The organism is Spirosoma litoris (assembly GCF_054776755.1).
This window is the reverse complement of the sequence record NZ_BAAHBI010000042.1, coordinates 186,446-207,618: the sequence shown is the minus strand read 5'-3', so window position 1 is coordinate 207,618 and position 21,173 is coordinate 186,446. Positions and strand designations below refer to the sequence as shown.

The window sequence follows — 21,173 nt, the reverse complement described above, 5'->3', positions numbered from 1 at the left end:
GTAAGCGGAGTCTAATTGTCATACAACGCGGTGCTGCACAACGTGTGGAGCTTATCGCGAGTCCGCAATAGCCGCATTTTGATCGCACTTTCCGACATGTGAAGTTGCTCACTAATGGCTTTGATGGACAATCCGTCTTCGTACTTGAGTCTTAACAGGTTGGTTTCCTGTATCGATAAATCCTTCATCTTACACTCCATGAGTTGCCACTGGGTGGTAGTAGGCGAATCGGGTTCGACCGCTATGTTCAGTGTTGCATCAGATAGCAGCTCAACTGACATTCGTTTACGTTGCCGAAGCTGGTCGAGGCAATGATTATGAGCAACTGAAAAAAGCCAGGTAGCCAATGATGAGCGATTTTGGAAGGTCTTCAGTTTAAAGAACACCTTAACAAAAATATCCTGCGTAAAGTCTTTTGACGCTTCCGGGTCTTGGGTCATTGACAGACACTTCAGATAGACTTTGCCAACATACCGATTATAGATGGCTTCGAATGCATCTTTTTCCTTCGAGCTTTGGCAAAAAGTCGTGAAGTTTTTCTCTGCTAAATAAGCATTTTCCATGGTGTAATGAAGAAGTTAAGCGCTATATAGCGTAGCAGGCCAGAGTAGCCTGTACGCTATATAACTTTAAGGTACGGTAGGTAAATAAACAGATGGTAAGTATTACGAAGGCTGCTCGACTACAGGAACGAGGTCTGTAAATTAGAACAGATCGAATCCTCAAAGGTCAACTTCTGTCCTTACAAAGTCCGGTGATTTTATATCAAAAACCGGTACTTCTGTCCCAAATGCCTCATCATCATTACATAAAGTAATGATCTATTCTATATTTTCTTTGTTAGTGTATAGTAAATGTACTTCTCTCGGCTTTTGATTTAATTTGTACGAGCGAACGCGGAGGGAGACATTTTATACACTTTTCGGAATGAACGAGCAAAGTAAGAGGGATCTTCGAAACCAACCAGATAAGCTGTTTCGGATACAGAATGGCCTTCGCGTAGAAATTGAGCCGCTCGTTTCAATCGATAATTACGAATGAACTCGCCCGTTGAGGTATCGACCAGCGCCCTTAATTTCCGGTGTAAATTCATGCGGCTCATGCCACTTGCTAACGTGAGTTCTTCGGCGCCAAACGTGGGTTCATCCAGACGTTCCTCAACTAGTTGGCAGAGTTTTTCAATAAGTGGATCGGTAGGCGCAGGAGCCTCCTCAACTGGAGCAGTACTGGTAAGACTGGCTAATACCCATTGTTGTAACTGATGACGCTGCTCCAAAAGATTGCGGATGCGTAGCTGCAACTCCTGAATATGAAATGGCTTGGCGATATAAGCGTCGGCTCCTAAAGCCAAACCTTCCAGCCGTTCATTAACGGCAGCTTTCGCAGTCAATAAAAGAACTGGAATATGATTGGTCCGGGAATCTTCTTTCAGTTTCTTACAGAGGGTATACCCATCCATACCAGGCATCATAATATCACTGATAATTAAATCGGGAACCAGACTGATTGCCTGTTCCCAGCCTGCCAGGCCATTTTCAGCCTGATGGATCGAATAAGAATCCAATAAGTTATTAACAATAAAATCTCGTAACACCTCGCTATCTTCGACGACAAGTATAGATGAGGTTTTATCTGTTGGTTTCCTTTTTGAACCACGTTTTATAACAGGCTCAACTTCTGTGCTAATAGATTGTATAACAGATTCAATCGCTGTAGTTGATGAGACAGAAAGCTCGGTGGTAACGGATCGATAGGGTAAACGAACGATGAACGTGGTTCCTGAGTTTACGGTGCTATTTACCTGAATTGTACCAGATTGAAACTCAACTAATTCTTTCACTAAAGCCAGGCCAATTCCCGAACCTTCTTGCTGCAAATAATACGCTTGCCCAGACTTTAATAGCTCTACCTGGTTGTTTTTTGCCTGATAAAATCGATCGAAAATATACGGTAGGTTTTCGGCCGCAATGCCAATGCCATTGTCAGAAACGGATAACTGAATCCAGGAAACGTCTGTCGGCTCCTTATTTTTAGGAATAGACTTCGCTAAAGGCTGCGGGCTAATAGCTAAGTCGACACGTACTTTGCCACCTACAGGCGTAAATTTCAAGGCATTAACGGTCAGATTATTGATAATTCGTTCCAGTTTCTCCATGTCAAACCAGTACTGCGGAGACATGTCTTCGGCCTGAAACGTTAGTTCAATGCTCTTTGCCTTTGCCTGCGGCTCTAGTGCGGAAACGAGCCTATGGACAAAAGACTTAAGATCACCGAGGCTTTCGTTTAATTGAAGACCATTGGCCTCGGCTTTCGACAGATCAATTAACTGGTTAACCAGTTCCAGTATTTGCCCTGCATTTTGGTTGATTAAGTTAAGTTGATATTGATCATCGTAGGTGTGAAGCCGCTTCTTCAAGGTTTCTACGGGTCCCAGAATTAAGGTGAGTGGCGTTCTGAATTCGTGCGCAATATTGGTAAAGAATCGGGCTTTCATTAAGTCAACGGCCTTAAGTTGCCTGGTTTCCTGTTTGGTCAGATAGGCGTTGACCAGCATATAACCTAAGGCGGCTATACCAGCAATGTATAGCAAAATTGCCCACCAGGTGGCCCACCAGGGCGGACGAATTATGAGTGTAATCTCCCGAATATGTTTGCTCCAGATACCGGATGTATTCGATGTATTTAATTTCAGCGTATATTCTCCCCAGCGTAAATCGGTGTATTGAACGATAGGTTCACGCGGTTCAATCCATTGCTGATCTAAGCCAACTAACTGATAACGATACCGGATTTTTCCCTGATGATTGTACTGCATAGCCGCAAAATCAATCGTTATAAAGTTCTGATTATAAGGTAAATCAAGGTAGTTAATAGCTTGAACAGGCAGCGAATCGGTTAGTGGCCCAGGGGAGATTGACTGATTGTTTAGTTGAATGTCCGTGATTTGGGTAAGCGGTTGGTACGTATCGTCGTGTAATAGGGAAGGGTAGAAGGACGTGATTCCACCCAGGCCCCCCATCAGGATGCGGTCGTTTGGGAGGTGCAAGAAGTGAAACCGGTTGAATTCGTTTTCCAGAAGACCGTCTTCTTTTTTATAAACGCAGGTCTGAAAAGATCGGCGGTCCATGCGGCAAAGCCCCTGGTTAGTGCCAATCCATAAAAAGCCTTTTTTATCAGGAATTGCCGAATAGATTACATTATTGGGCAAGCCTGTTTTGGTGGAAAACCGGCGGCAAGTACCCGTTCGCTTATCAAACCGGCACAGACCATTCCCAAACGTGCCCACCCATAAAATGGTTGGATCAAGAGGATCATCAAAAAGACAAAATAGTTGGTTGCTACTCAGCGAATTTGGATTGGCTGGTTGATTTTTGTAGGAACGAATCTGCCCACTAATCCGATCGATCCGATAAAGCCCTTGCGTATTTGTAGCCAGCCATATTGCCTGTTTGTCAATCACTACCTGAAGTATAGTGCCGTCTACTCCCAGCGACGAACGAGGTTGCTGCTTCAAACTGTCGGGTGGGTTTGCTGCTCGAATGGGATGTTGAAACGAAACCCACCTGCCATTTTCATACCACATCGCCAACGATTGCGTTACTGCCCAAACACGGCCTGAGGGATCAGTTGCCATGGGTACTATTAAATCCAGCCAGGTAGAGTTTGCCAATAGATGAGCTGGAAAAGGGATCGGACTAACTTGCTTCGTGTTCAGGTCAAGCTGATAAAAGTGTCTGTCGCCCATATTGAACCACAGCTTTTTTGCTTTATCAATGGTGTAACGAAAAAAGTATGGATAGGCCTCACGAGACATTTTCGGTAATTGGGATGTTGGTACGCCTAACTCACGATGAAATAGATCTTCGTAAAAATTGAACTGATAGGGAGCAGCCTGAAACACACCGGCATTGAGGTTGTATTTAAATACACCGACTTCATTAGTACCTGCCCATAATACATTAGACTGATCGATGAACAGACTTTCAAAGCCTACTCCTTTGGGCAATTTTGCCAATACACTTATGCCCTTTGCTTCGCTGTAGTGAAAGAGTATGCCATATTGATAAAAGTATTCATTCCCTTCCGTATCTGTTACGAAAGAAACCTGGAACTGTTTTACTTTATCGGCTTCGTGGCCAGGTAAGGCAAACGATCGTGTACGGCCCGACTGAGGATCGAGCAACAGTACAGAACTGTCTAATAAGATGAACAATTCTCCACTAGGTCGTATGCTGATTCCTTTAACATTATTGTTGGGAAGGGGGTAGTATACGAAACGGTTTGTTTTCGGGTCGAGTCTGTACAAACCATTGGTAGCGCATGTCCAAATGATTCCTTGTTTGTCTTGCACGAAAATACCTGCACCGGCAAAAGTGCTTGAGGGCAAGGGGTCTTGATACTGATAGAGCTGTACTCGATACGTATCCGGCTCAATGCAGATAATTCTGTTTGAACGAAGGGAAATCCATAAACGACCTTGCTGATCAACGTAATGATGATGAATGTGGTCTTGGCCAAGCTGTTGCTTAAAAAAAGGTTGCCTCGAAAAATTGACAAATTTCTCCGTGACGGGGTCGATTATATCAATATCATTATAGTCACTGAATACCCAGATGCGTCCCTGTTTATCGAAACCCAGGCCAGAAAGGCTTAAAGAAGAAATACCCGGTTTGCCATCTGTAGTAGGCTGAAATACTTTAAACTGCTTTCCATCATAACGGCATAGGCCATCACGAGTAGCCATCCAGATAAAGCCCTGACGGTCCTGTACAATACCCGGAACAAAGGCTTGCGGTAAACCTTGTTCACTCGTTATGGCTTCAGGCTTGGGTAATGTAATGCTCTGCCCATATACCGATACCGCGTTTTTGCCAACTAATGTTAGAAAAAACAGGATCAGGAAGAGGGCGATTTGTCGATAATAAGGCAAAGCTGGGCAGAGTTATCTAGTCAAGTAAAAATAGCTCGCTATTTTATTCTGACGAGTGATTAGCGAGAGAATCAATTATAAATCATTACTGATTCTTACCAGAAAATGGATGCTGAAAGCGATTGTTGTCGTTCGATTATATCATGTAGTCGGAAAATCGCTCTAAGATACAACGGATCAATCTGTGGGCCGAAATAGACTTTGTGGTTTGTACCGTTTTGGTTGATTAATCTCATCAGAGAGATAGTTTTTACTTACTTTTAAGACCTAAATTAACCTATTCCTATGCGTTTGTCTCGTGCTTTTACTGGATTATTAATTTCCGTTGCCTTAACCCGTCTCACCGCTCAACCGACGGTTAAACCAGCTCCACGTCAACTTGCCTGGCAACCGCTCGAAACCACAGCCTTTCTGCATTTCACAGTAAATACATTTACGGATAAAGAGTGGGGGGATGGCACCGAAAGTCCGGCTATTTTCAATCCAACTAAACTGGATGCCCGACAGTGGATCAAGGCACTGAAAGAAGCTGGCTTTAAAATGGCCATCATTACGGCAAAACACCACGATGGTTTCTGCCTGTGGCCCTCGAAAATGACTGAGCATTCGGTGAAAAATAGCCCCTGGAAGAACGGAAAAGGAGACGTCGTGCGTGAGGTGGCCGATGCCTGTCGTGAATTCGGGTTGAAATTTGGGGTGTATCTCTCACCCTGGGATCGGCATGAACCGCGTTATGGAACAGCTGCTTACAACGATTACTATAAGAGCCAATTACGCGAGCTATTAACTAATTACGGCCCTATTTCGGAAGTCTGGTTCGATGGGGCAAAGGGCGAAAATGCTAAAGACATGACCTACGATTTTGCGGGTTATTGGGCATTAGTTCGTGAGCTGCAACCCAATGCCGTCATGTTTTCGGATGCAGGTCCCGATGTTCGCTGGGTGGGTAACGAAGCCGGGAACGCGGGTGAAACCTGTTGGTCGACCATCAATACGGACGGGTTGGCTCCTGGCGTGGCTGATCCGAAATACCTGAACCGGGGCGATGCGACGGGCAAGCAGTGGGTGCCAGCCGAGACAGACGTATCAATCCGACCAGGTTGGTTTTATCATCCCAAAGAAGATGAAAAGGTGCGCTCGGGGAAAAATCTGGTTAACCTCTATTATCAGTCAGTTGGGCGAAATAGCTTGTTGTTGTTGAATGTGCCGCCTAATCGAGAGGGGCTTTTTTCTGCGCCAGATCTGGCAAGTTTGAAAGAGTTTCGCAGTATTCTGGATGAGACGTTTAAGCAGAATCTGGTAGCAAAACAGCCCAAACTAACCGATAAACAGCTTGGTACTTTCACCACGCTGACCGCCAATCAACCGATCACGATTGACCTGAATGGCGAAAAGACCTTTGATCGCGTATCGATTCAGGAGAACGTCGCCAATGGCCAACGCATTGCCAGTGGCCGGGTCGAGTATTGGGATGGTTCGGAATGGAAAGCGCTCCAGACATTCACAACGGTAGGGTATAAACGACTACTGCGATTCCCAGCGGTGAAATCATCGAAGCTCCGTTTGTTTATAACCAACGCCAATGGCCCCATAGAACTGGCCGAAGTAGGCGTATATAAAGCATCGGCGCGGGAATAACAGCAGCTGAACGATAGCGCGATCTTGATCGCGCTATCGTTCAGCTAGATTGCTTCTAAATTATCCTGATTGAGTAGGGCAAATAAACTTTCAGAATTACCTTGCGTTAAGCATGTAAAGAAAGGGGCTTCATGAAATCAATGGTTGCTTTTTTGCTGGCAGGCCTAATTCTGGGAAACAGTTTGTTGCCCGGTTTTGGTATTGAGCAGTCGACCAAACTGGTTGAGCTGATTCAGCATTATAAGCACCATATAGAATCAGATCATAACCTAAGTTTTATTGATTTCATGGCGATGCATTATGGTGAAAACTCAGCTCACCAGAAGCATCCTAATCACAGCCACCACAATCTGCCGTCAACAGGGCATATGATTACTGGCTTTACAATCAATTATCTTCAGTTAACTAGTCGGGCCTATCTACCGGCAGTGCTTTCTTCCCAAACGGTGCTTTCGCGGTATACAAATCTGTATTCGTTTCTATCCGTTTTCTCACTGATTAATCCACCCAGACAATAGATCTGCGTACCTGTAGGCCAAACTGTGCCCATTCGGGTCGATAAAACGACTTGTTCTAGTCTGTTTACGTTTCCTGTTTTCCATCCTGGTACTTTATCGATTCGCCTGAAACGACCAGTTCGCTACGTCGGTCTGGCTGGCCCAATCGATTCCTGTCTATTGCTGGTCACTACGGCCTGCTTTGAGGCTATTATTATCCGACATATTTACGGTAGTCGCTATGCTGAACGCCATTATTCATTTTTCTATTCATAATAAACTCGTCATTGGGTTTCTGACGCTAGCCCTGGTGATATGGGGTGGCTGGTCGGCTACTCAGTTGCCGATTGATGCTGTTCCCGATATTACTAACAATCAGGTGCAGGTTATCACCAATAGCCCGTCGCTGGCGGCTGAGGATATTGAACGACTCGTTACATTTCCGGTCGAGGTTGGCCTGTCGAACATTCCTGGCTTGATTGAAATTCGGTCGTTTTCTCGCTTCGGCCTATCCATCGTAACAGTTGTATTTAGCGATGCAACCGATGTGTACTGGGCTCGTCAGCAGATCGCGGAGCGGCTGCAAAACGTAACGACACAGATTCCACCGGGTGTGGGTATGCCAGTGATGGCACCTGTTACTACAGGACTGGGCGAGATTTTTCAATATACAGTTGTGCCCAGGAAGGGCTATGAACATAAATATTCCCTAACTGATCTGCGAACTATTCAGGACTGGATTATCCGTCGGGGGCTGCTTGGCACTCCCGGTGTAGCCGATGTTAGTGGTTTCGGAGGACTTGTTAAACAGTACGAAATTGCCGTTGACCCCGACCGGCTTCGTAGCATGGGTGTCACGATCAACGACCTGTTTACGGCCCTGCAACAAAACAACCAGAATACGGGTGGAGCGTACATTGACAAAAAGCCCAATGCGTTCTTTATCCGATCTGATGGGCTGATTGGCTCCGCCGATGACATCGCCAATATCGTGATTCGGCTAAATGACCAGCAATTACCAGTTCGCGTGCGTGATGTTACAGAGGTGGGTCTGGGATCGGCGGTGCGATATGGGGCGGTAACGCGCAATGGTCAGGGTGAAGCCGTTGGCGCCATTGTGATGATGATTAAGGGAGGAAATTCATCAGAAGTAATCCGGGCGGTAAAACGAAAGATTGCCGAAATCAGCAAAACACTACCGGAAGGAGTGGCCATCGTTCCGTTTCTGGATCGTACCAAGATGGTTACCAGTGCTATAGGTACAGTAGAGCGTAACCTATTGGAAGGAGCAACCATTGTCATTTTTGTTCTGGTATTGCTATTAGGCAACTGGCGAGCGGGCGTGGTGGTAGCCTCCGTAATTCCATTGGCCTTGCTATTTGCTATTGCGATGATGAATCTTTTCGGCGTTTCGGGTAACCTGATGAGCCTCGGCGCTATTGACTTTGGGTTGATTGTCGATGGGGCGGTAATCATTGTAGAAGCCACCTTGCATCATTTGCACAAACGAACGAGCGAAGCCAGGGCGCCGACCGGAAGGCTAGATACCACTCTTTCTCAGGCCGAAATGGACGATGAAGTATTTGGGGCTGCCTCCCGGATTCGATCATCGGCTGCTTTTGGAGAAATCATTATTCTAATTGTGTACCTGCCTATTCTGGCGCTGTCGGGCGTGGAAGGGAAAATGTTCCGACCGATGGCGTTGACGGTAGCGTTTGCCATTCTGGGCGCATTTATCCTGTCATTAACCTATGTGCCCATGATCTCGGCCTTGTTACTGGATAAGAAAGTCGCCCATAAAATTACGTTTTCAGATAGGCTGATGAAGCAAATTCAGCGGTTCTACGAGCCTGTTCTGCTTCGTTCGTTGCGCTATCGACTGCCCATTTTATTGAGCGCTGTCGGGTTGTTGGTACTGACTGGCATTTTGTTCAGTCGTATGGGCGGTGAATTTATTCCGCAGCTCGACGAGGGTGATTTTGCGATCGATACCCGAACATTAACCGGCAGTTCGCTATCCGAAACCGTCGATGCGACCCTCAAGGCTGAGCAAATTTTGTTAAAGCAGTTTCCTGAGGTAGAGCAGGTTGTTGCTAAAATTGGATCGGGCGAAATACCAACTGATCCTATGCCAATTGAAGCCGCCGATCTGATGGCTATTCTGAAACCGAAAGATCAATGGACTTCAGCCAGTACACGCGATGAATTAGCCAATCGAATGGCTAAAGCCTTGTCGGTGGTTCCGGGCGTCACATTTGGGTTTCAGCAACCGGTGCAGATGCGATTTAATGAACTGATGACCGGAGCGAGACAGGATGTCGCGTTGAAAATCTATGGCGATGATCTTAATCAACTGGAAAAACTGGCTGGCCGGGTTAGTACCATTATTCGGAAGATCGATGGAGCTAAAGACCTGTATGTAGAGCAAATAGCAGGGCAGGCACAGATTTTAATTAAACTGGATCGGAATCAGATCGCGCGCTTCGGGCTAAACATCACCGATGTGAACCGGACAATCAATACGGCTTTGGCGGGGCAATCGGCAGGGTTGGTTTTCGAAGGTGAGAAACGCTTCGATCTGGTTGTGCGACTAGCCGCGGCTAAACGGCAGAACCTTGAGGATATTCGGACTATTTATATAGCTACCCCAACCGGGCAGCAGATCCCTTTATCCGAAGTCGCGACGGTGACGATGGAACAGGAGCCTGGCCAGATTCAGCGCGACGACACACACCGACGCATCACGCTGGGCTTTAATGTTCGCGAACGAGATGTGGAAAGTATCGTGACTGAACTTCGGCAAAAAGTGGATCAGCAGGTAAAGTTTCCGGCGGGTTATTATGTAACGTATGGCGGACAGTTTCAGAACCTGGTCGATGCCAAGCAACGATTAAGCATTGCTGTGCCAATTGCGTTGGCGTTAATTTTTGCGCTTCTCTTTTTTACGTTCGATTCTGTCCGTCAGAGTCTCCTGATTTTTATGGCGATTCCGTTGGCCGCTATCGGCGGAGTCTTCGCGTTGCTGCTGCGTGGTATGCCATTCAGCATTTCGGCAGGAGTTGGCTTTATTGCTCTCTTCGGCGTATCGGTGCTGAACGGTATCGTTCTAATTGCCGAATTCAATCGCTTACGGCATGAGGAAGGCTTAACCGATATGACAGAGATTATTCGGAAAGGCGCAGAGATTCGCCTGCGACCTGTAATCATGACTGCCCTTGTTGCTTCGTTTGGGTTCATTCCGATGGCGGTTTCTAACTCGGCAGGGGCCGAAGTCCAGAAACCCTTGGCTACGGTGGTCATTGGCGGCCTGCTCACCGCAACCCTGTTAACGCTGATTGTGCTACCAATCCTGTATTCACTCATGGAGAAAAAATCGCTTGATAATGAGGCTAAGAAGTCTTCTCAAAAAGCGCCTTCTGTTGCAACGATTATCCTATTGTTACTAGCCATATCGACAACTGGGTTTGCGCAAATGGCTCCCTTGAAAGCCATTACGCTTGAAGAGGCATTGCAACAAGCCACAACCCAAAATGCGCAACTACGGCTGGCCGGATTGGGTGTAAGTCAGCAGCAGGCCCTGCGCCGAACGGCTTACGATGCTGGTCGGTTCTCGGTGGTTGGTATGCTGGGTCAGTACAACAGCCGTCGGTTCGATAACAACCTGACAGTAACGCAGTCTATTCCGAATCCCACGCTTATGCGCCGATTGGCGGACTTGAACGACCAGACTGTGTCAGCGCGCCAGATGGAGGTGCTTGTTACTCAAAACGATGTGAAATACCAGGTGAAATCGACCTATTATGATCTGGTCTATCTTCAGCAGAAAACGCGTTTGTATCGCCAGCAAGATACCATTCTGGCGGAGTTTGTCAAGGCTGCCAATTTGCGGTACCGGGTAGGCGAAACCGGGAGTCTTGAAAAAGCGACCGCCGAAAGCCAACTAGCCGATCAGCGCGTACGATTGGCCCAGAACGAAAGTAATCAGACGGCCGGGCGAACGCGGTTGCAAACGTTGCTGTATCGGACAGAACCAGTTCATATTCCAGATCAGGTGTTGCTTAAACTGACGTTGGCCCTTCCAACGGATAGTAGTGCTCTGGCGCAAAACCCACTTTTACGTCAGTTACAGCAACAGATTCGGGTTGCTCAGGAAGCCCGTTCTGTCGAGCAGGCGCGACTCAAGCCGGATTTTCTGGTCGGTCTTTTCTCACAAACACTTATAGGAAGCCAGTTGATAGACGGGCAGGAATTGTATTTCGGTGCGGGACACCGATTTTATGGTGGGCAAATTGGCGTAACATTCCCATTAGTAAGTGGAGCTGGTCGGGCTCGGGTCGAAGCTGCCCGCGTTAGCGAACAACTCGCACAAACGCAATTACAAAGTCAGCGACTGGCCCTGCAACAACAAATAACACAGGCCGTGACTCAGTATGGTCAATTTCGCGATGCGTTAACGTATTACGAAGAAAACGGACTGGCGCAGGCAGACCTCATTCAGACGAACGCTCGGCGAGCATTTGGCAGTGGCGATATCGGCTATGTCGAATTTTCACTGGCAATTCAGCAGGTGCTCACCATTCGCCTGAATCACTTGGATTTACTGAATCAATACAATCAATCGGTTTTATACATTAACTACCTGGCTGGTAATCCATAAGCCTTCGCCATTGTGTATACTTATATGACTTTCATTCAATTACCCATTCGTCATTTCCGGCTCTTTCTGCTGTTAATCAGTCTGCTAACTGGTAACTTGGCTTGCCAGTCTACTGAAAAAACAGAGGCCGATACAGCGGTCGAAAAAAACACTGAGGCTGCTACCGCCACTGACTCTACCGAAAAATCGAACGATACCGTTCGGGTAGCGCTAACACAGGCTCAATACACGGTCGCGGGTATCCAGCTTGGAGAGCCTAGTTTACGTACCTTAAGTACGACATTGAAAGTGAACGGCTCGCTCGATGTACCGGCTCAGAATCAGGTATCGGTTTCGGTTCCATTTGGGGGTTATATCCGAAAAATCAATCTGGAGCCCGGTATGCGCATTAGCAAAGGGCAAACATTGGTGGTGCTCGAAAATCCGGAATACATTCAGTTTCAGCAGGAGTATCTGGATACAAAAGCAAAACTGGAATACGCTGATCTGGAGTTTGCTCGTCAGCAGGAATTAAGCCGCGAGAACGTCAATGCGCTGAAGGTATTTCAGCAGATTCGTGCCAATCGTCAGAGCTTGCAGGCTCAGTTGGCGGGTATGACGCAACGGCTGGCTTTATTGCATATTAATCCTGCTACGCTTACGCCTGCCACGCTCACTCGTACGATTAACGTTCCGTCGCCCGTATCGGGTTTTGTAACTGATGTGCCCGTCAATAATGGTCGTTTTATTAATCCTGCCGATGTGCTAGTGCAAATTACTGATCTGATGCACCCGCATGTTCGATTGAGTATTTTCGAGAAAGATATTAGTCGCATTCATGTAGGGCAGGTTATTCGATTTGGCATGGGTGGCGACGCCAGTTTGATGCACCGGGGCGAAATTTTCCTGATTGGTAAATCGATCGCTGCCGATCGAACCATTTCGGTGCTGGCACACCCTGATGGCTACGCCAGTGATTTTATTCCGGGGGGCTATATTTCTGCGCAAATCAATGTGAAAACTCAGCCTTTATCGGCCCTGCCCGAAGAGGCTATTATTAGTTTTGGGGGCAAAAACTACATCTATATCCTGGAGAAAAAAGAAATGAATCCTACTACCTATCAGTTTCGACAAGTGGAGGTAAAGCCCGATCTACGGGATAATGGCTATGTCGCAATCACTCTTTCGGCTGATATCAATCCTAAACAAACTCCAATTGTAGTAAAAGGAGCCTATAGTTTATTGGCCAAGTTAAACAACAGTGAAGAGTAGTAGGTATTGCAGCAGTACCATGGTGTCGGGTTCTAAAACCCGATACTGTAAGGTTCTCAAAACCTCATGAAGACCTATAGGTTTCTCGGAAAACGACTAGTAAAGAGGAATCGATCAACAAATGCCGTATTTTGGCGGTTAATTTCCTCATCTATTAATCAGTTGTAGCCGCCCGGCGGCACATTTCCTTTATGCTATATCCGCTGACGTTCGAAACCATTTTTAAAGACAAAATCTGGGGAGGCCAGAAGATCAAAACGATTCTGGAGAAAGACTTCTCGCCATTACCCAACTGTGGAGAAACCTGGGAGGTTTCTGATGTAGAAGGCAATGTATCGATTGTAAAACAAGGTAGTTTGCAGGGAAAATCGCTGCACGAATTGGTGGAGCAATACAAAGGTGAGCTGGTTGGAAAGCATGTGTATGAGCAATACGGTAATCGGTTCCCGTTGCTGGTAAAATTCATCGACGCCAACGATGACCTCTCTATTCAGGTTCACCCGAACGATGAGCTGGCTAAACAGCGTGGAACCGGCTTCGGTAAAACCGAGATGTGGTATATTATGCAGGCCGACGAGGGCGCGAAACTCAATTCGGGCTTTAATCGGGAAGTGACTAAAGACGAGTACGTGAAAGCCGTAGCCGACAATACGATTCAGGATTTATTGAACATTGAGCCTGCGAAACCCGGCGATGTATTTTTCCTGCCAGCTGGTCGGGTTCACTACATTGGTAAAGGCCTTTTGCTGGCTGAAATTCAACAAACATCAGATACGACCTACCGTATTTATGACTTTGATCGGGTAGATGCGACGACTGGACAAAAGCGTGAACTGCATACCGATCTGGCTGTCGATGCCATCGATTACCATCACTATGACCATTACAAAACACAGTACGAAAAGAAGCAGAACGAGAGCGTTAACGCTGTAAAAAGCGACTATTTTATAACCAACGTACTGAATTTCAATGAAGAAGTCGCACAAGATTACTCGCGCATCGACTCGTTCGTGATTTTGATTTGTGTAGAAGGAGGCCTCACCATTGAAACGTCTGGGGGCTATAGTCAATCACTCAAAATGGGTGAATGCGCTCTGATTCCGGCATCTATCAATAATGTAACCCTCATCCCTGACGGTGATATGACCGTTTTGGAAACGTATGTGCCTTAATGTCTGAACCAGGATTTATAGGATTTAAATGATTTCCAGGATTAGAGTTAATCGTACGTAATCTTTTAATCTTGTAAAATCATTTAAATCCTACGAATCCTGGTTCAGATAAAATGCGCTATTGCCTTGCCCTTGACCTCAAAGATGATCCGGCTCTGATTGCCGAATACGAACAATACCACAAAAAGCTCCAGCCTGCCATTGAAGCCAGTATTCGTGATTACGGCATTACGGAAATGGAAATTTACCGGATCGGGAATCGACTGTTTATGATTATGGAAACGGACGAAACCTTCTCGTTTGAGATCAAAGCGGCCGCCGATGCCTCCAATCCAAAAGTGCAGGAATGGGAGAATTTAATGTGGAGCTATCAGCAATCTCTACCCATGGCAAAGCCCGGAGAAAAGTGGGTGCTCATGAAACAGATTTTCCAGATGTGAGTGTCAATCTGGCGCGGGTATCCACCCGTGCTTTCTTATCTCGTCAGCATTTGCTGACGCAAAAACTAGTAAGCCGAACATTCGGGTCAGCAAATGCTGACAAAATGAATAGGCACAGGTAAATACCCGCGCCAGTTGCAAAAAAATTCGAGCTTCCAAAAGCTCGAATTTTTTTGTCAAAGAATGTAAAATTAACTTGACATATTGAATAGTTAGCTTTACGTTTGATGTGTCAAGCAAACTTTACATATCGATGAAAACAAAATGGCTTTTCCCGCATCAATTCCGGCTTATTGGCTGGATTATTTTCGTGCCGTCAGCTATCCTCGGGCTGGCGACCTTATATGCTGATTTTAAGATTAGTTGGTTAACTGCCAGTTGGTTAAGTGAGTCAATTACCATAACGTCCAAAGATTCGATAACGCACCTTATGGACAATCAGGATTTAACTGATGAAGTAGCCGCTATTGGCGTTATTTTCGGTCTATTACTAATTGCTTTCTCGCGAGAGAAGGTTGAAGATGAAATGATTGGGCAATTGCGTCTCGAAGCGTTGCAGTGGAGCGTTTACGTCAACTATATAATTCTGGCAATTGCTATTCTGACAGTTTACGATACCATATTTCTTAATGTAATGGTCTATAATATGTTTACAATGCTGGTAGTCTTCATTCTCCGGTTTCGCTGGCTTATCTATCGGAATAATCATACGTTGTTGGCTTTATGAAAAACCGGCTTAAAGTTGAACGGGCCGAGCAGAATCTATCACAGGCCGACTTGGCCGATCGCATTGGGGTGAGTCGGCAAACGATTAACTCGATTGAAACGGGCCGCTATGTTCCTTCTACGATTTTGTCACTGAAACTGGCACAGGTGTTTGGTAAATCGGTGGAGCATATCTTTACGCTCGAAGAGACCGATTGATAATATGCCAAACCTGTATATCATGGCTGGCCCGAATGGAGCCGGAAAAACAACCGCTGCTTACACGCTGCTACCTGAAGTCATGAAGATTAAGGAGTTCGTCAATGCGGATGAAATAGCAAGAGGATTATCCCCATTTAATGTGGAAGCCGTAGCGTTTGAGGCTGCGCGGATCATGTTGCAACGTATTGAGCAACTTATGAGTCAAGGGGTTGATTTTGCGATTGAAACAACGTTGTCTACGCGCTCATACGTACAAACTATTCGTCGTGCCCAGCAACTCGACTATTCTGTAAGCCTTTACTATTTCTGGATACCATCGGCAGAAGTATCAAAGGAACGAGTGGCGATGCGTGTGTCTCGGGGAGGCCATAACATTCCAGCCGATGTGATTGAACGTAGATATGCCAGGAGTCTGGTAAACCTAACTAAACTATATATTCCAGTCTGTGATTACGTTGTTATTTTCAATAACGCAGGCATTGTTTCAGATCTGATAGCAACGGGCGGAATTGATAGCGAGATGCTTGTGTTAAATAAAGACATTTGGGAAGCCATTCGGAACCATGGAAATAAATCAGACAAAGACGAGGCCAAGTAACGACGAAGTTTTAGCTGGTGTCCGACGAGCCGTTCAGAAAGTAGTCGATCAGGCAAAGCGTAATGATGAAGAACTGGTTATCGCTCACAACGGCAAACCTGTGCGCGTTAAAGCCCGCGACCTGTAAGGCCATCGTTACTAAATACATTCCCCAAACGCCCTCCTTCAACGGGCGTTTTTTGTTGTTACTCAGTACGGTATATCGCTATCTTTACAGGTATCAACTCCATCAATACGTCACTTTTATGAAACACTGGCTTTACGCATTGCTCGCGTTTGCGTTCATCGTTCCGGCTCAGGCACAATCCACTACGCCCAGCAATTTTGTTCGGGAGAATTACCAGAAAACGGAATACAAAATTCCAATGCGTGACGGCACCAAGCTCCACACCACTGTCTACGTTCCGAAAGATGCCTCTGCAAGCACGAAATACCCATTTATGATGCAGCGGACGTGCTATAGCGTGGCACCTTACGGGCCCGATACCTATCCGGCGCAGGTTGGCCCGTCGGGAACGCTCATGCGCGACAAGTTTATCTTTGTCTATCAGGATGTTCGGGGGCGATGGGCCTCGGAAGGGACTTGGACCAATATGACGCCAACCGTTACCGATCAGCAACCAGCTCCCGTAATGAAAGGTAAAAAGAGTGTCACGAAACCAGTGAATACAACTCTGGTCGATGAAAGCTCGGATACCTACGACACCATCGAGTGGCTGCTCAAAAACATTCCGAACAACAACGGTCGGGTGGGGCAGTGGGGCATTAGCTATCCTGGTTTTTACACCATTGCAGGCGCTGTAGCTGCTCACCCCGCGTTGAAAGCTTCATCGCCACAAGCGCCTATTTCAGACTTTTTCTTTGACGATTTTCACCATAACGGCGCGTTTATTCAGGCGTATCTGTTCACATTTCCTGTGTTTGGTATTCAGCACCCGCAGCCCACAACGCAGGCTTGGTACAACAACGATTTTATCAATACGAAATCAAAAGACGGCTTTCAGTGGCAGTTAGACCTTGGCCCGCTCAAAAACGTCGATAAATACTACAAGAATAACTTCTACTGGCAGGAAACGATCAATCATCCGAACTACGACGAGTTCTGGCAGAAACGGAGCATTATTCCGCACCTGAAGAACATTAACCATGCGCTAATGACTGTCGGTGGCTGGTTCGATGCAGAAGATTTGCCTGGACCGCTGAACATCTACAAAACCGTTGAGAAAAATAATCCGGGTACGTATAATACGCTGGTGATGGGGCCGTTCGGGCATGGTCGGTGGTCGCATGAAACGGGGCATACGCTGCATAGTAATATCTACTTTGGCGATAGCATCGCAACGTTTTACCAGCGGAATATCGAGGCTAAATTCTTTACGCATTTCCTGAAAGGGCCGGGCGATGGCAAGACTGGGTTGCCCGAAGCCTATCTGTTCAATACGGGTCGTAATGAGTGGAAAACATTCGATAAATGGCCTGCTGCCAATGCGCAATCGATGCAGTTTTTCCTAGCTAGTTCTGGCCAACTAGCCCAACAGGCGGGCAATGGGTATTCGGAGTTTATCAGTGATCCGATGAAGCCTGTACCGTATACTGAAGACATTACGACAACCCAGGGTTTTACGCCCTTCAACTACATGTCGGAGGATCAGCGGTTTGCGGGTCGTCGCCCTGATGTATTAGTGTTCCAAACCGATGTGCTGACGGAAGACTTAACATTGGGTGGCGAAATTATGGCCAAGTTGAAAGTGAGTACTACCGGAACTGACGCCGATTGGGTGGTGAAACTGATTGATGTGTATCCTGCTGATGAACCGAATCATCCCTATATGCCGAACAAGAACATTACCCTCGGAAATTATGAGCAAATGGTTCGCTCCGAAGTAATGCGGGGGCGATTTCGTAATTCATTCGAAAAGCCTGAACCGTTTAAACCGGGCGAAGTGACCGATGTAAACTTCCGCTTGCAGGATGTTTTGCACACATTTAAAAAAGGCCACCGGGTCATGATTCAGGTGCAAAGTACCTGGTTCCCACTTATCGACCGTAACCCACAGAAATATGTGGATAACATCTTTAAAGCCGACGAAAAAGACTTTCAGAAAGCCACGCATCGGGTATATGATAGCTCAGTTATTGAGGTGCAGGTCCTGAAATAAGACAAACTGACGAGTTATTCTGTTGTATTTTTTGTCATCTCGACGCCAGGAGAGATCTTAAAATTTCCACCTTGAGATCTCTCCTGGCGTCGAGATGACAAAAAAGTCAAACGCCTTTTAATCAGAAACTTATGAAAGCAATCTGGAACGGCCAAACAATTGCCGAAAGCAACGACACGGTTGTAGTCGAAAACAACCATTATTTCCCTAAAGAATCGGTAAACCCTGAATTTCTGACCGATAGCCAAACGCATACGACTTGCCCATGGAAAGGGCTGGCTTCGTATTATTCGTTGACTGTTGACGGCAAGACCAATGCTGATGCGGCCTGGTATTATCCTGATCCGAAACCGGCTGCGAATCAGATTAAAGATCGGGTAGCGTTCTGGAAGGGAGTTCAGGTAATCGAATGATTCAGATTGAGAAGCTAACTAAACGATTTGCCTCACACGTAGCGGTCGATGGTGTTTCGCTAAGTATTGGGCCTGGAGAGACATTAGTTCTGCTCGGAACAAGCGGTTGCGGAAAAACCACAACGCTTAAAATGATCAACCGCCTGATCGAACCAACCAGTGGCTCAATCAGAGTGGCGGGTATTGATGTTCAGCAACAAATCGGGTCTGAACTTCGTCGCCAGATTGGCTATGTCATTCAGGATGGAGGCTTGTTTCCACACTATACTATTGCTGAAGCCATTGCTACAGTTCCGAAGCTGCTCAATTGGGAGCCCACCGACATCCAGAAGCGAACCCACGAATTGATCGACAAACTGCAATTGCCAAAATCAACGCTGACTCGCTATCCGTCTGAACTCAGTGGCGGCCAGCGTCAGCGGGTTGGGCTGGCGCGTGCGCTGGCGGCAAAACCACCCGTTGTATTGATGGATGAGCCATTTGGTGCGTTAGATCCATTCACGCGTAAACATGTTCGGCGCGAGTTGTTTGGGCTAAGTGAATTGAAAGAAACAACGGTCGTACTCGTTACGCACGACGTAAATGAGGCTCTCGAACTGGCCGATCGTATTGCGTTGATGGACAAGGGGCGCATTGTGCAAATTGGCTCACCAGATGAGTTGCTAAAACGACCCGTTAACGATTTCGTTCGGGATTTTCTGGACGATAAACCACACCGGTTGCATGACTGACTTCTTCTCGTTCATTCGCGATCATGCCGATAAATTGCTGGAACAAACCCTGACCCATATTGGTCTGACGTTTGTATCGCTGTTGCTGGCGCTGCTGATTGGGTTGCCGCTTGGTATTCTGATTTCGCGACAAACCAAATTGGCGAGCAGCGTGCTGGGTGTGGCTGGGATATTGCAAACAGTGCCCAGTGTTGCACTTTTAGGTTTCCTGATTCCGTTGCTCGGTATTGGCATTGGGCCTGCATTGGTGGCTTTGTTTCTGTATGCGTTATTGCCGATTATTCGAAATACGTATGTCGGCATTACAGAAGTTAGCCCGTTGGTGAAAGAAGCAGCCAAGGGTGTCGGTATGACGGATAATCAGATTTTGGCCAAAGTCGAATTGCCGTTGGCGTTGCCTGTCATTTTCGCGGGTGTTCGTACAGCAACGGTTATCAACGTTGGCGTAGCTACGCTGGCAGCTTACGTAGCAGCCGGTGGACTCGGCGAGTTTATCTTCAGTGGTATTGCCTTAAGCAACGTAAATATGATGCTGGCGGGAGCCATTCCGGCCGCATTACTGGCTGTTGGTTTTGATTTTGGCTTGGCTCAATTGCAGCGGCTATCGGTTCGGAAATTGCGCATAGGGGCTTTGGTTTTTGTGATTTTACTCCCTTTTCTGTCGGCGTTTTATTTAGTACCGGGTAAACAGGATAAATTAATTGCCGGGTTTGCTCATGAATTCTATGGGCGTGCCGATGGCTATCCCGGCTTGCAAAAAACGTATGGTCTTCAATTACGCCCCCGGTTAATTGACCAGAATTTGATGTACGAAGCCATTCATCAGGGTCAGGTTGACATCATTAGTGGTTATTCGACGGATGGACGGATTAAGGCATTCAATTTACTTGTTCTAGACGATAATCGGCATGCGTTTCCACCGTACGCAGCAGCCCCCGTTATTCGACAAGCAACGCTAAATCGATACCCAGAACTAGACCCAACGCTGAATAAGCTGGCCGGAAAACTAACCGATTCTGTAATGACAGCGCTGAACTATCAGGCCGATTATCAAAAACAATCGCCAGAAGTTATTGCCACTAATTTTTTGAAGCAGGTTGGTTTGTATAACGTTCCTAAAATGGGGGAGCGAACGGCAACAGTTGTGATGGGCTCGAAGGTGTTTACGGAGCAATATATTCTGGCCGAAATTTATCGTCAACTGATCGAAGGACAAACCTCGTTACGTGTCGTTACCAAAACGGGGTTAGGCGGCACGCAAATCTGTTTTGATGCCCTCCGAACGGGTTCCATTGACTTTTATCCTGAATACACCGGCACGGGGTTGCTTGTGATTTTACAACCATCAGCCACTGTACTACAACAGTTACCCATGCAAACCGATTCGGTCTATCAGTTTGTGGAACGGCAGTTTCGGGAGAAGTATCAAGTAGATTGGCTGAAGCCACTGGGTTTCAATAATAGCTATTGCTTGATGATGCGACGGGAGCAAGCGAAACAATTAGGTATTCTGTCGATTGAGGATTTGGTACAGTATCTTGCAAAAAAATGAAAGTGAACGTTCGATTGAATGTTGGAGAATAAAAATAGAATTCTATGTTCGACCCCTTCAGGGTCGTATATTTATAGAGGTGCCATTTTACTATAAACATGCGACCCTGAAGGGGTCGAACAAAAGAAATTAACTACTGAAAAAACATGAAATCAGAAGCTCTTTTTGCGCAATTGAAGACGTTTCTACGCAATGTCATTCGGGGTAT

Annotated in this window: 17 protein-coding genes; 14 read left to right on the top strand and 3 right to left on the bottom strand. The window is 46.5% G+C overall.

Annotated features, from left to right (window positions below):
* Positions 1-11: 11 nt before the first annotated feature.
* Both ACYVGR_RS25875 and ACYVGR_RS25870 read right to left on the bottom strand, forming a co-directional pair.
* A complete protein-coding gene (locus tag ACYVGR_RS25875; RefSeq protein WP_460962244.1) occupies positions 12-563 on the bottom strand; it encodes an RNA polymerase sigma factor in 552 nt (183 codons plus the stop codon).
* Between the two features lie 314 nt (positions 564-877).
* Entirely contained in the window at positions 878-4,930 is a 4,053-nt protein-coding gene (locus ACYVGR_RS25870; protein ID WP_460962242.1) for a hybrid sensor histidine kinase/response regulator transcription factor, read from the bottom strand.
* Positions 4,931-5,215: 285 nt separating this feature from the next.
* On the opposite strand from ACYVGR_RS25870, the gene ACYVGR_RS25865 reads away from it, so the two are divergent.
* From ACYVGR_RS25865 to ACYVGR_RS25820, 10 genes are all read left to right on the top strand, one after another.
* Positions 5,216-6,568 carry an alpha-L-fucosidase gene (locus ACYVGR_RS25865; RefSeq protein ID WP_460962240.1) on the top strand — a complete coding sequence of 451 codons (1,353 nt, stop codon included), beginning with the start codon at positions 5,216-5,218 and terminating at the stop codon, positions 6,566-6,568.
* A 131-nt stretch (positions 6,569-6,699) separates the two neighbouring features.
* A complete protein-coding gene (locus ACYVGR_RS25860; protein WP_460962238.1) occupies positions 6,700-7,086 on the top strand; it encodes a hypothetical protein in 387 nt (128 codons plus the stop codon).
* A 24-nt stretch (positions 7,087-7,110) separates the two neighbouring features.
* On the top strand, positions 7,111-7,341 hold the full coding sequence (locus ACYVGR_RS25855) for a hypothetical protein (RefSeq protein ID WP_460962236.1): 231 nt from the start codon (positions 7,111-7,113) through the stop codon (positions 7,339-7,341).
* The gene (locus ACYVGR_RS25850; protein ID WP_460962234.1) at positions 7,307-11,722 is read left to right on the top strand and encodes a CusA/CzcA family heavy metal efflux RND transporter; all 4,416 of its coding nucleotides are present in this window, start codon (positions 7,307-7,309) and stop codon (positions 11,720-11,722) included. The genes ACYVGR_RS25855 and ACYVGR_RS25850 overlap by 35 nt, the downstream gene beginning before the upstream one ends.
* Positions 11,723-11,746: 24 nt before the next feature.
* Positions 11,747-12,973, top strand: a complete 1,227-nt coding sequence (locus ACYVGR_RS25845) for an efflux RND transporter periplasmic adaptor subunit (RefSeq protein ID WP_460962232.1) — start codon at positions 11,747-11,749, stop codon at positions 12,971-12,973.
* A gap of 191 nt (positions 12,974-13,164) precedes the next feature.
* The gene (locus ACYVGR_RS25840) at positions 13,165-14,145 is read left to right on the top strand and encodes a type I phosphomannose isomerase catalytic subunit (RefSeq protein WP_460962230.1); all 981 of its coding nucleotides are present in this window, start codon (positions 13,165-13,167) and stop codon (positions 14,143-14,145) included.
* A gap of 113 nt (positions 14,146-14,258) precedes the next feature.
* A complete protein-coding gene (locus tag ACYVGR_RS25835) occupies positions 14,259-14,585 on the top strand; it encodes an L-rhamnose mutarotase (protein WP_460962228.1) in 327 nt (108 codons plus the stop codon).
* A 253-nt stretch (positions 14,586-14,838) separates the two neighbouring features.
* A complete protein-coding gene (locus tag ACYVGR_RS25830) occupies positions 14,839-15,312 on the top strand; it encodes a hypothetical protein (RefSeq protein WP_460962226.1) in 474 nt (157 codons plus the stop codon).
* Positions 15,309-15,509, top strand: a complete 201-nt coding sequence (locus tag ACYVGR_RS25825) for a helix-turn-helix transcriptional regulator (protein WP_182460803.1) — start codon at positions 15,309-15,311, stop codon at positions 15,507-15,509. Before ACYVGR_RS25830 ends, ACYVGR_RS25825 begins: the two co-directional genes overlap by 4 nt.
* A 4-nt stretch (positions 15,510-15,513) precedes the next feature.
* Positions 15,514-16,110, top strand: coding sequence for a zeta toxin family protein (locus ACYVGR_RS25820; RefSeq protein WP_460962223.1), 597 nt, complete (start codon positions 15,514-15,516; stop codon positions 16,108-16,110).
* Between the two features lie 10 nt (positions 16,111-16,120).
* Here the strand turns inward: ACYVGR_RS25820 and ACYVGR_RS25815 are convergent, their stop codons facing one another.
* Positions 16,121-16,243 (bottom strand): hypothetical protein, encoded by a 123-nt coding sequence (locus ACYVGR_RS25815; RefSeq protein WP_460962221.1) that lies wholly within the window; start codon positions 16,241-16,243, stop codon positions 16,121-16,123.
* Positions 16,244-16,355: 112 nt separating this feature from the next.
* Between ACYVGR_RS25815 and ACYVGR_RS25810 the strand changes: the two genes are divergently transcribed.
* From ACYVGR_RS25810 to ACYVGR_RS25795, 4 genes are all read left to right on the top strand, one after another.
* Positions 16,356-18,269, top strand: a complete 1,914-nt coding sequence (locus ACYVGR_RS25810; protein ID WP_460962219.1) for a CocE/NonD family hydrolase — start codon at positions 16,356-16,358, stop codon at positions 18,267-18,269.
* 131 nt (positions 18,270-18,400) lie between these two features.
* Positions 18,401-18,682 carry a DUF427 domain-containing protein gene (locus ACYVGR_RS25805; RefSeq protein WP_460962217.1) on the top strand — a complete coding sequence of 94 codons (282 nt, stop codon included), beginning with the start codon at positions 18,401-18,403 and terminating at the stop codon, positions 18,680-18,682.
* Positions 18,679-19,413 carry an ABC transporter ATP-binding protein gene (locus ACYVGR_RS25800; RefSeq protein WP_460962215.1) on the top strand — a complete coding sequence of 245 codons (735 nt, stop codon included), beginning with the start codon at positions 18,679-18,681 and terminating at the stop codon, positions 19,411-19,413. The genes ACYVGR_RS25805 and ACYVGR_RS25800 overlap by 4 nt, the downstream gene beginning before the upstream one ends.
* A complete protein-coding gene (locus ACYVGR_RS25795) occupies positions 19,406-20,965 on the top strand; it encodes an ABC transporter permease/substrate-binding protein (protein ID WP_460962212.1) in 1,560 nt (519 codons plus the stop codon). The genes ACYVGR_RS25800 and ACYVGR_RS25795 overlap by 8 nt, the downstream gene beginning before the upstream one ends.
* The last annotated feature ends 208 nt before the right edge of the window (positions 20,966-21,173 follow it).

Excerpts from the sequence above, each read along its gene's own strand:
- ACYVGR_RS25875 (WP_460962244.1), bottom strand. The coding sequence starts at position 563 with ATGGAAAATGCTTATTTAGCAGAGAAAAACTTCACGACTTTTTGCCAA.
- ACYVGR_RS25865 (WP_460962240.1), top strand. The coding sequence starts at position 5,216 with ATGCGTTTGTCTCGTGCTTTTACTGGATTATTAATTTCCGTTGCCTTA.
- ACYVGR_RS25860 (WP_460962238.1), top strand. The coding sequence starts at position 6,700 with ATGAAATCAATGGTTGCTTTTTTGCTGGCAGGCCTAATTCTGGGAAAC.
- ACYVGR_RS25850 (WP_460962234.1), top strand. The coding sequence starts at position 7,307 with ATGCTGAACGCCATTATTCATTTTTCTATTCATAATAAACTCGTCATT.
- ACYVGR_RS25845 (WP_460962232.1), top strand. The coding sequence starts at position 11,747 with ATGACTTTCATTCAATTACCCATTCGTCATTTCCGGCTCTTTCTGCTG.
- ACYVGR_RS25840 (WP_460962230.1), top strand. The coding sequence starts at position 13,165 with ATGCTATATCCGCTGACGTTCGAAACCATTTTTAAAGACAAAATCTGG.
- ACYVGR_RS25835 (WP_460962228.1), top strand. The coding sequence starts at position 14,259 with ATGCGCTATTGCCTTGCCCTTGACCTCAAAGATGATCCGGCTCTGATT.
- ACYVGR_RS25830 (WP_460962226.1), top strand. The coding sequence starts at position 14,839 with ATGAAAACAAAATGGCTTTTCCCGCATCAATTCCGGCTTATTGGCTGG.
- ACYVGR_RS25825 (WP_182460803.1), top strand. The coding sequence starts at position 15,309 with ATGAAAAACCGGCTTAAAGTTGAACGGGCCGAGCAGAATCTATCACAG.
- ACYVGR_RS25820 (WP_460962223.1), top strand. The coding sequence starts at position 15,514 with ATGCCAAACCTGTATATCATGGCTGGCCCGAATGGAGCCGGAAAAACA.
- ACYVGR_RS25815 (WP_460962221.1), bottom strand. The coding sequence starts at position 16,243 with ATGGCCTTACAGGTCGCGGGCTTTAACGCGCACAGGTTTGCCGTTGTG.
- ACYVGR_RS25810 (WP_460962219.1), top strand. The coding sequence starts at position 16,356 with ATGAAACACTGGCTTTACGCATTGCTCGCGTTTGCGTTCATCGTTCCG.
- ACYVGR_RS25805 (WP_460962217.1), top strand. The coding sequence starts at position 18,401 with ATGAAAGCAATCTGGAACGGCCAAACAATTGCCGAAAGCAACGACACG.
- ACYVGR_RS25800 (WP_460962215.1), top strand. The coding sequence starts at position 18,679 with ATGATTCAGATTGAGAAGCTAACTAAACGATTTGCCTCACACGTAGCG.
- ACYVGR_RS25795 (WP_460962212.1), top strand. The coding sequence starts at position 19,406 with ATGACTGACTTCTTCTCGTTCATTCGCGATCATGCCGATAAATTGCTG.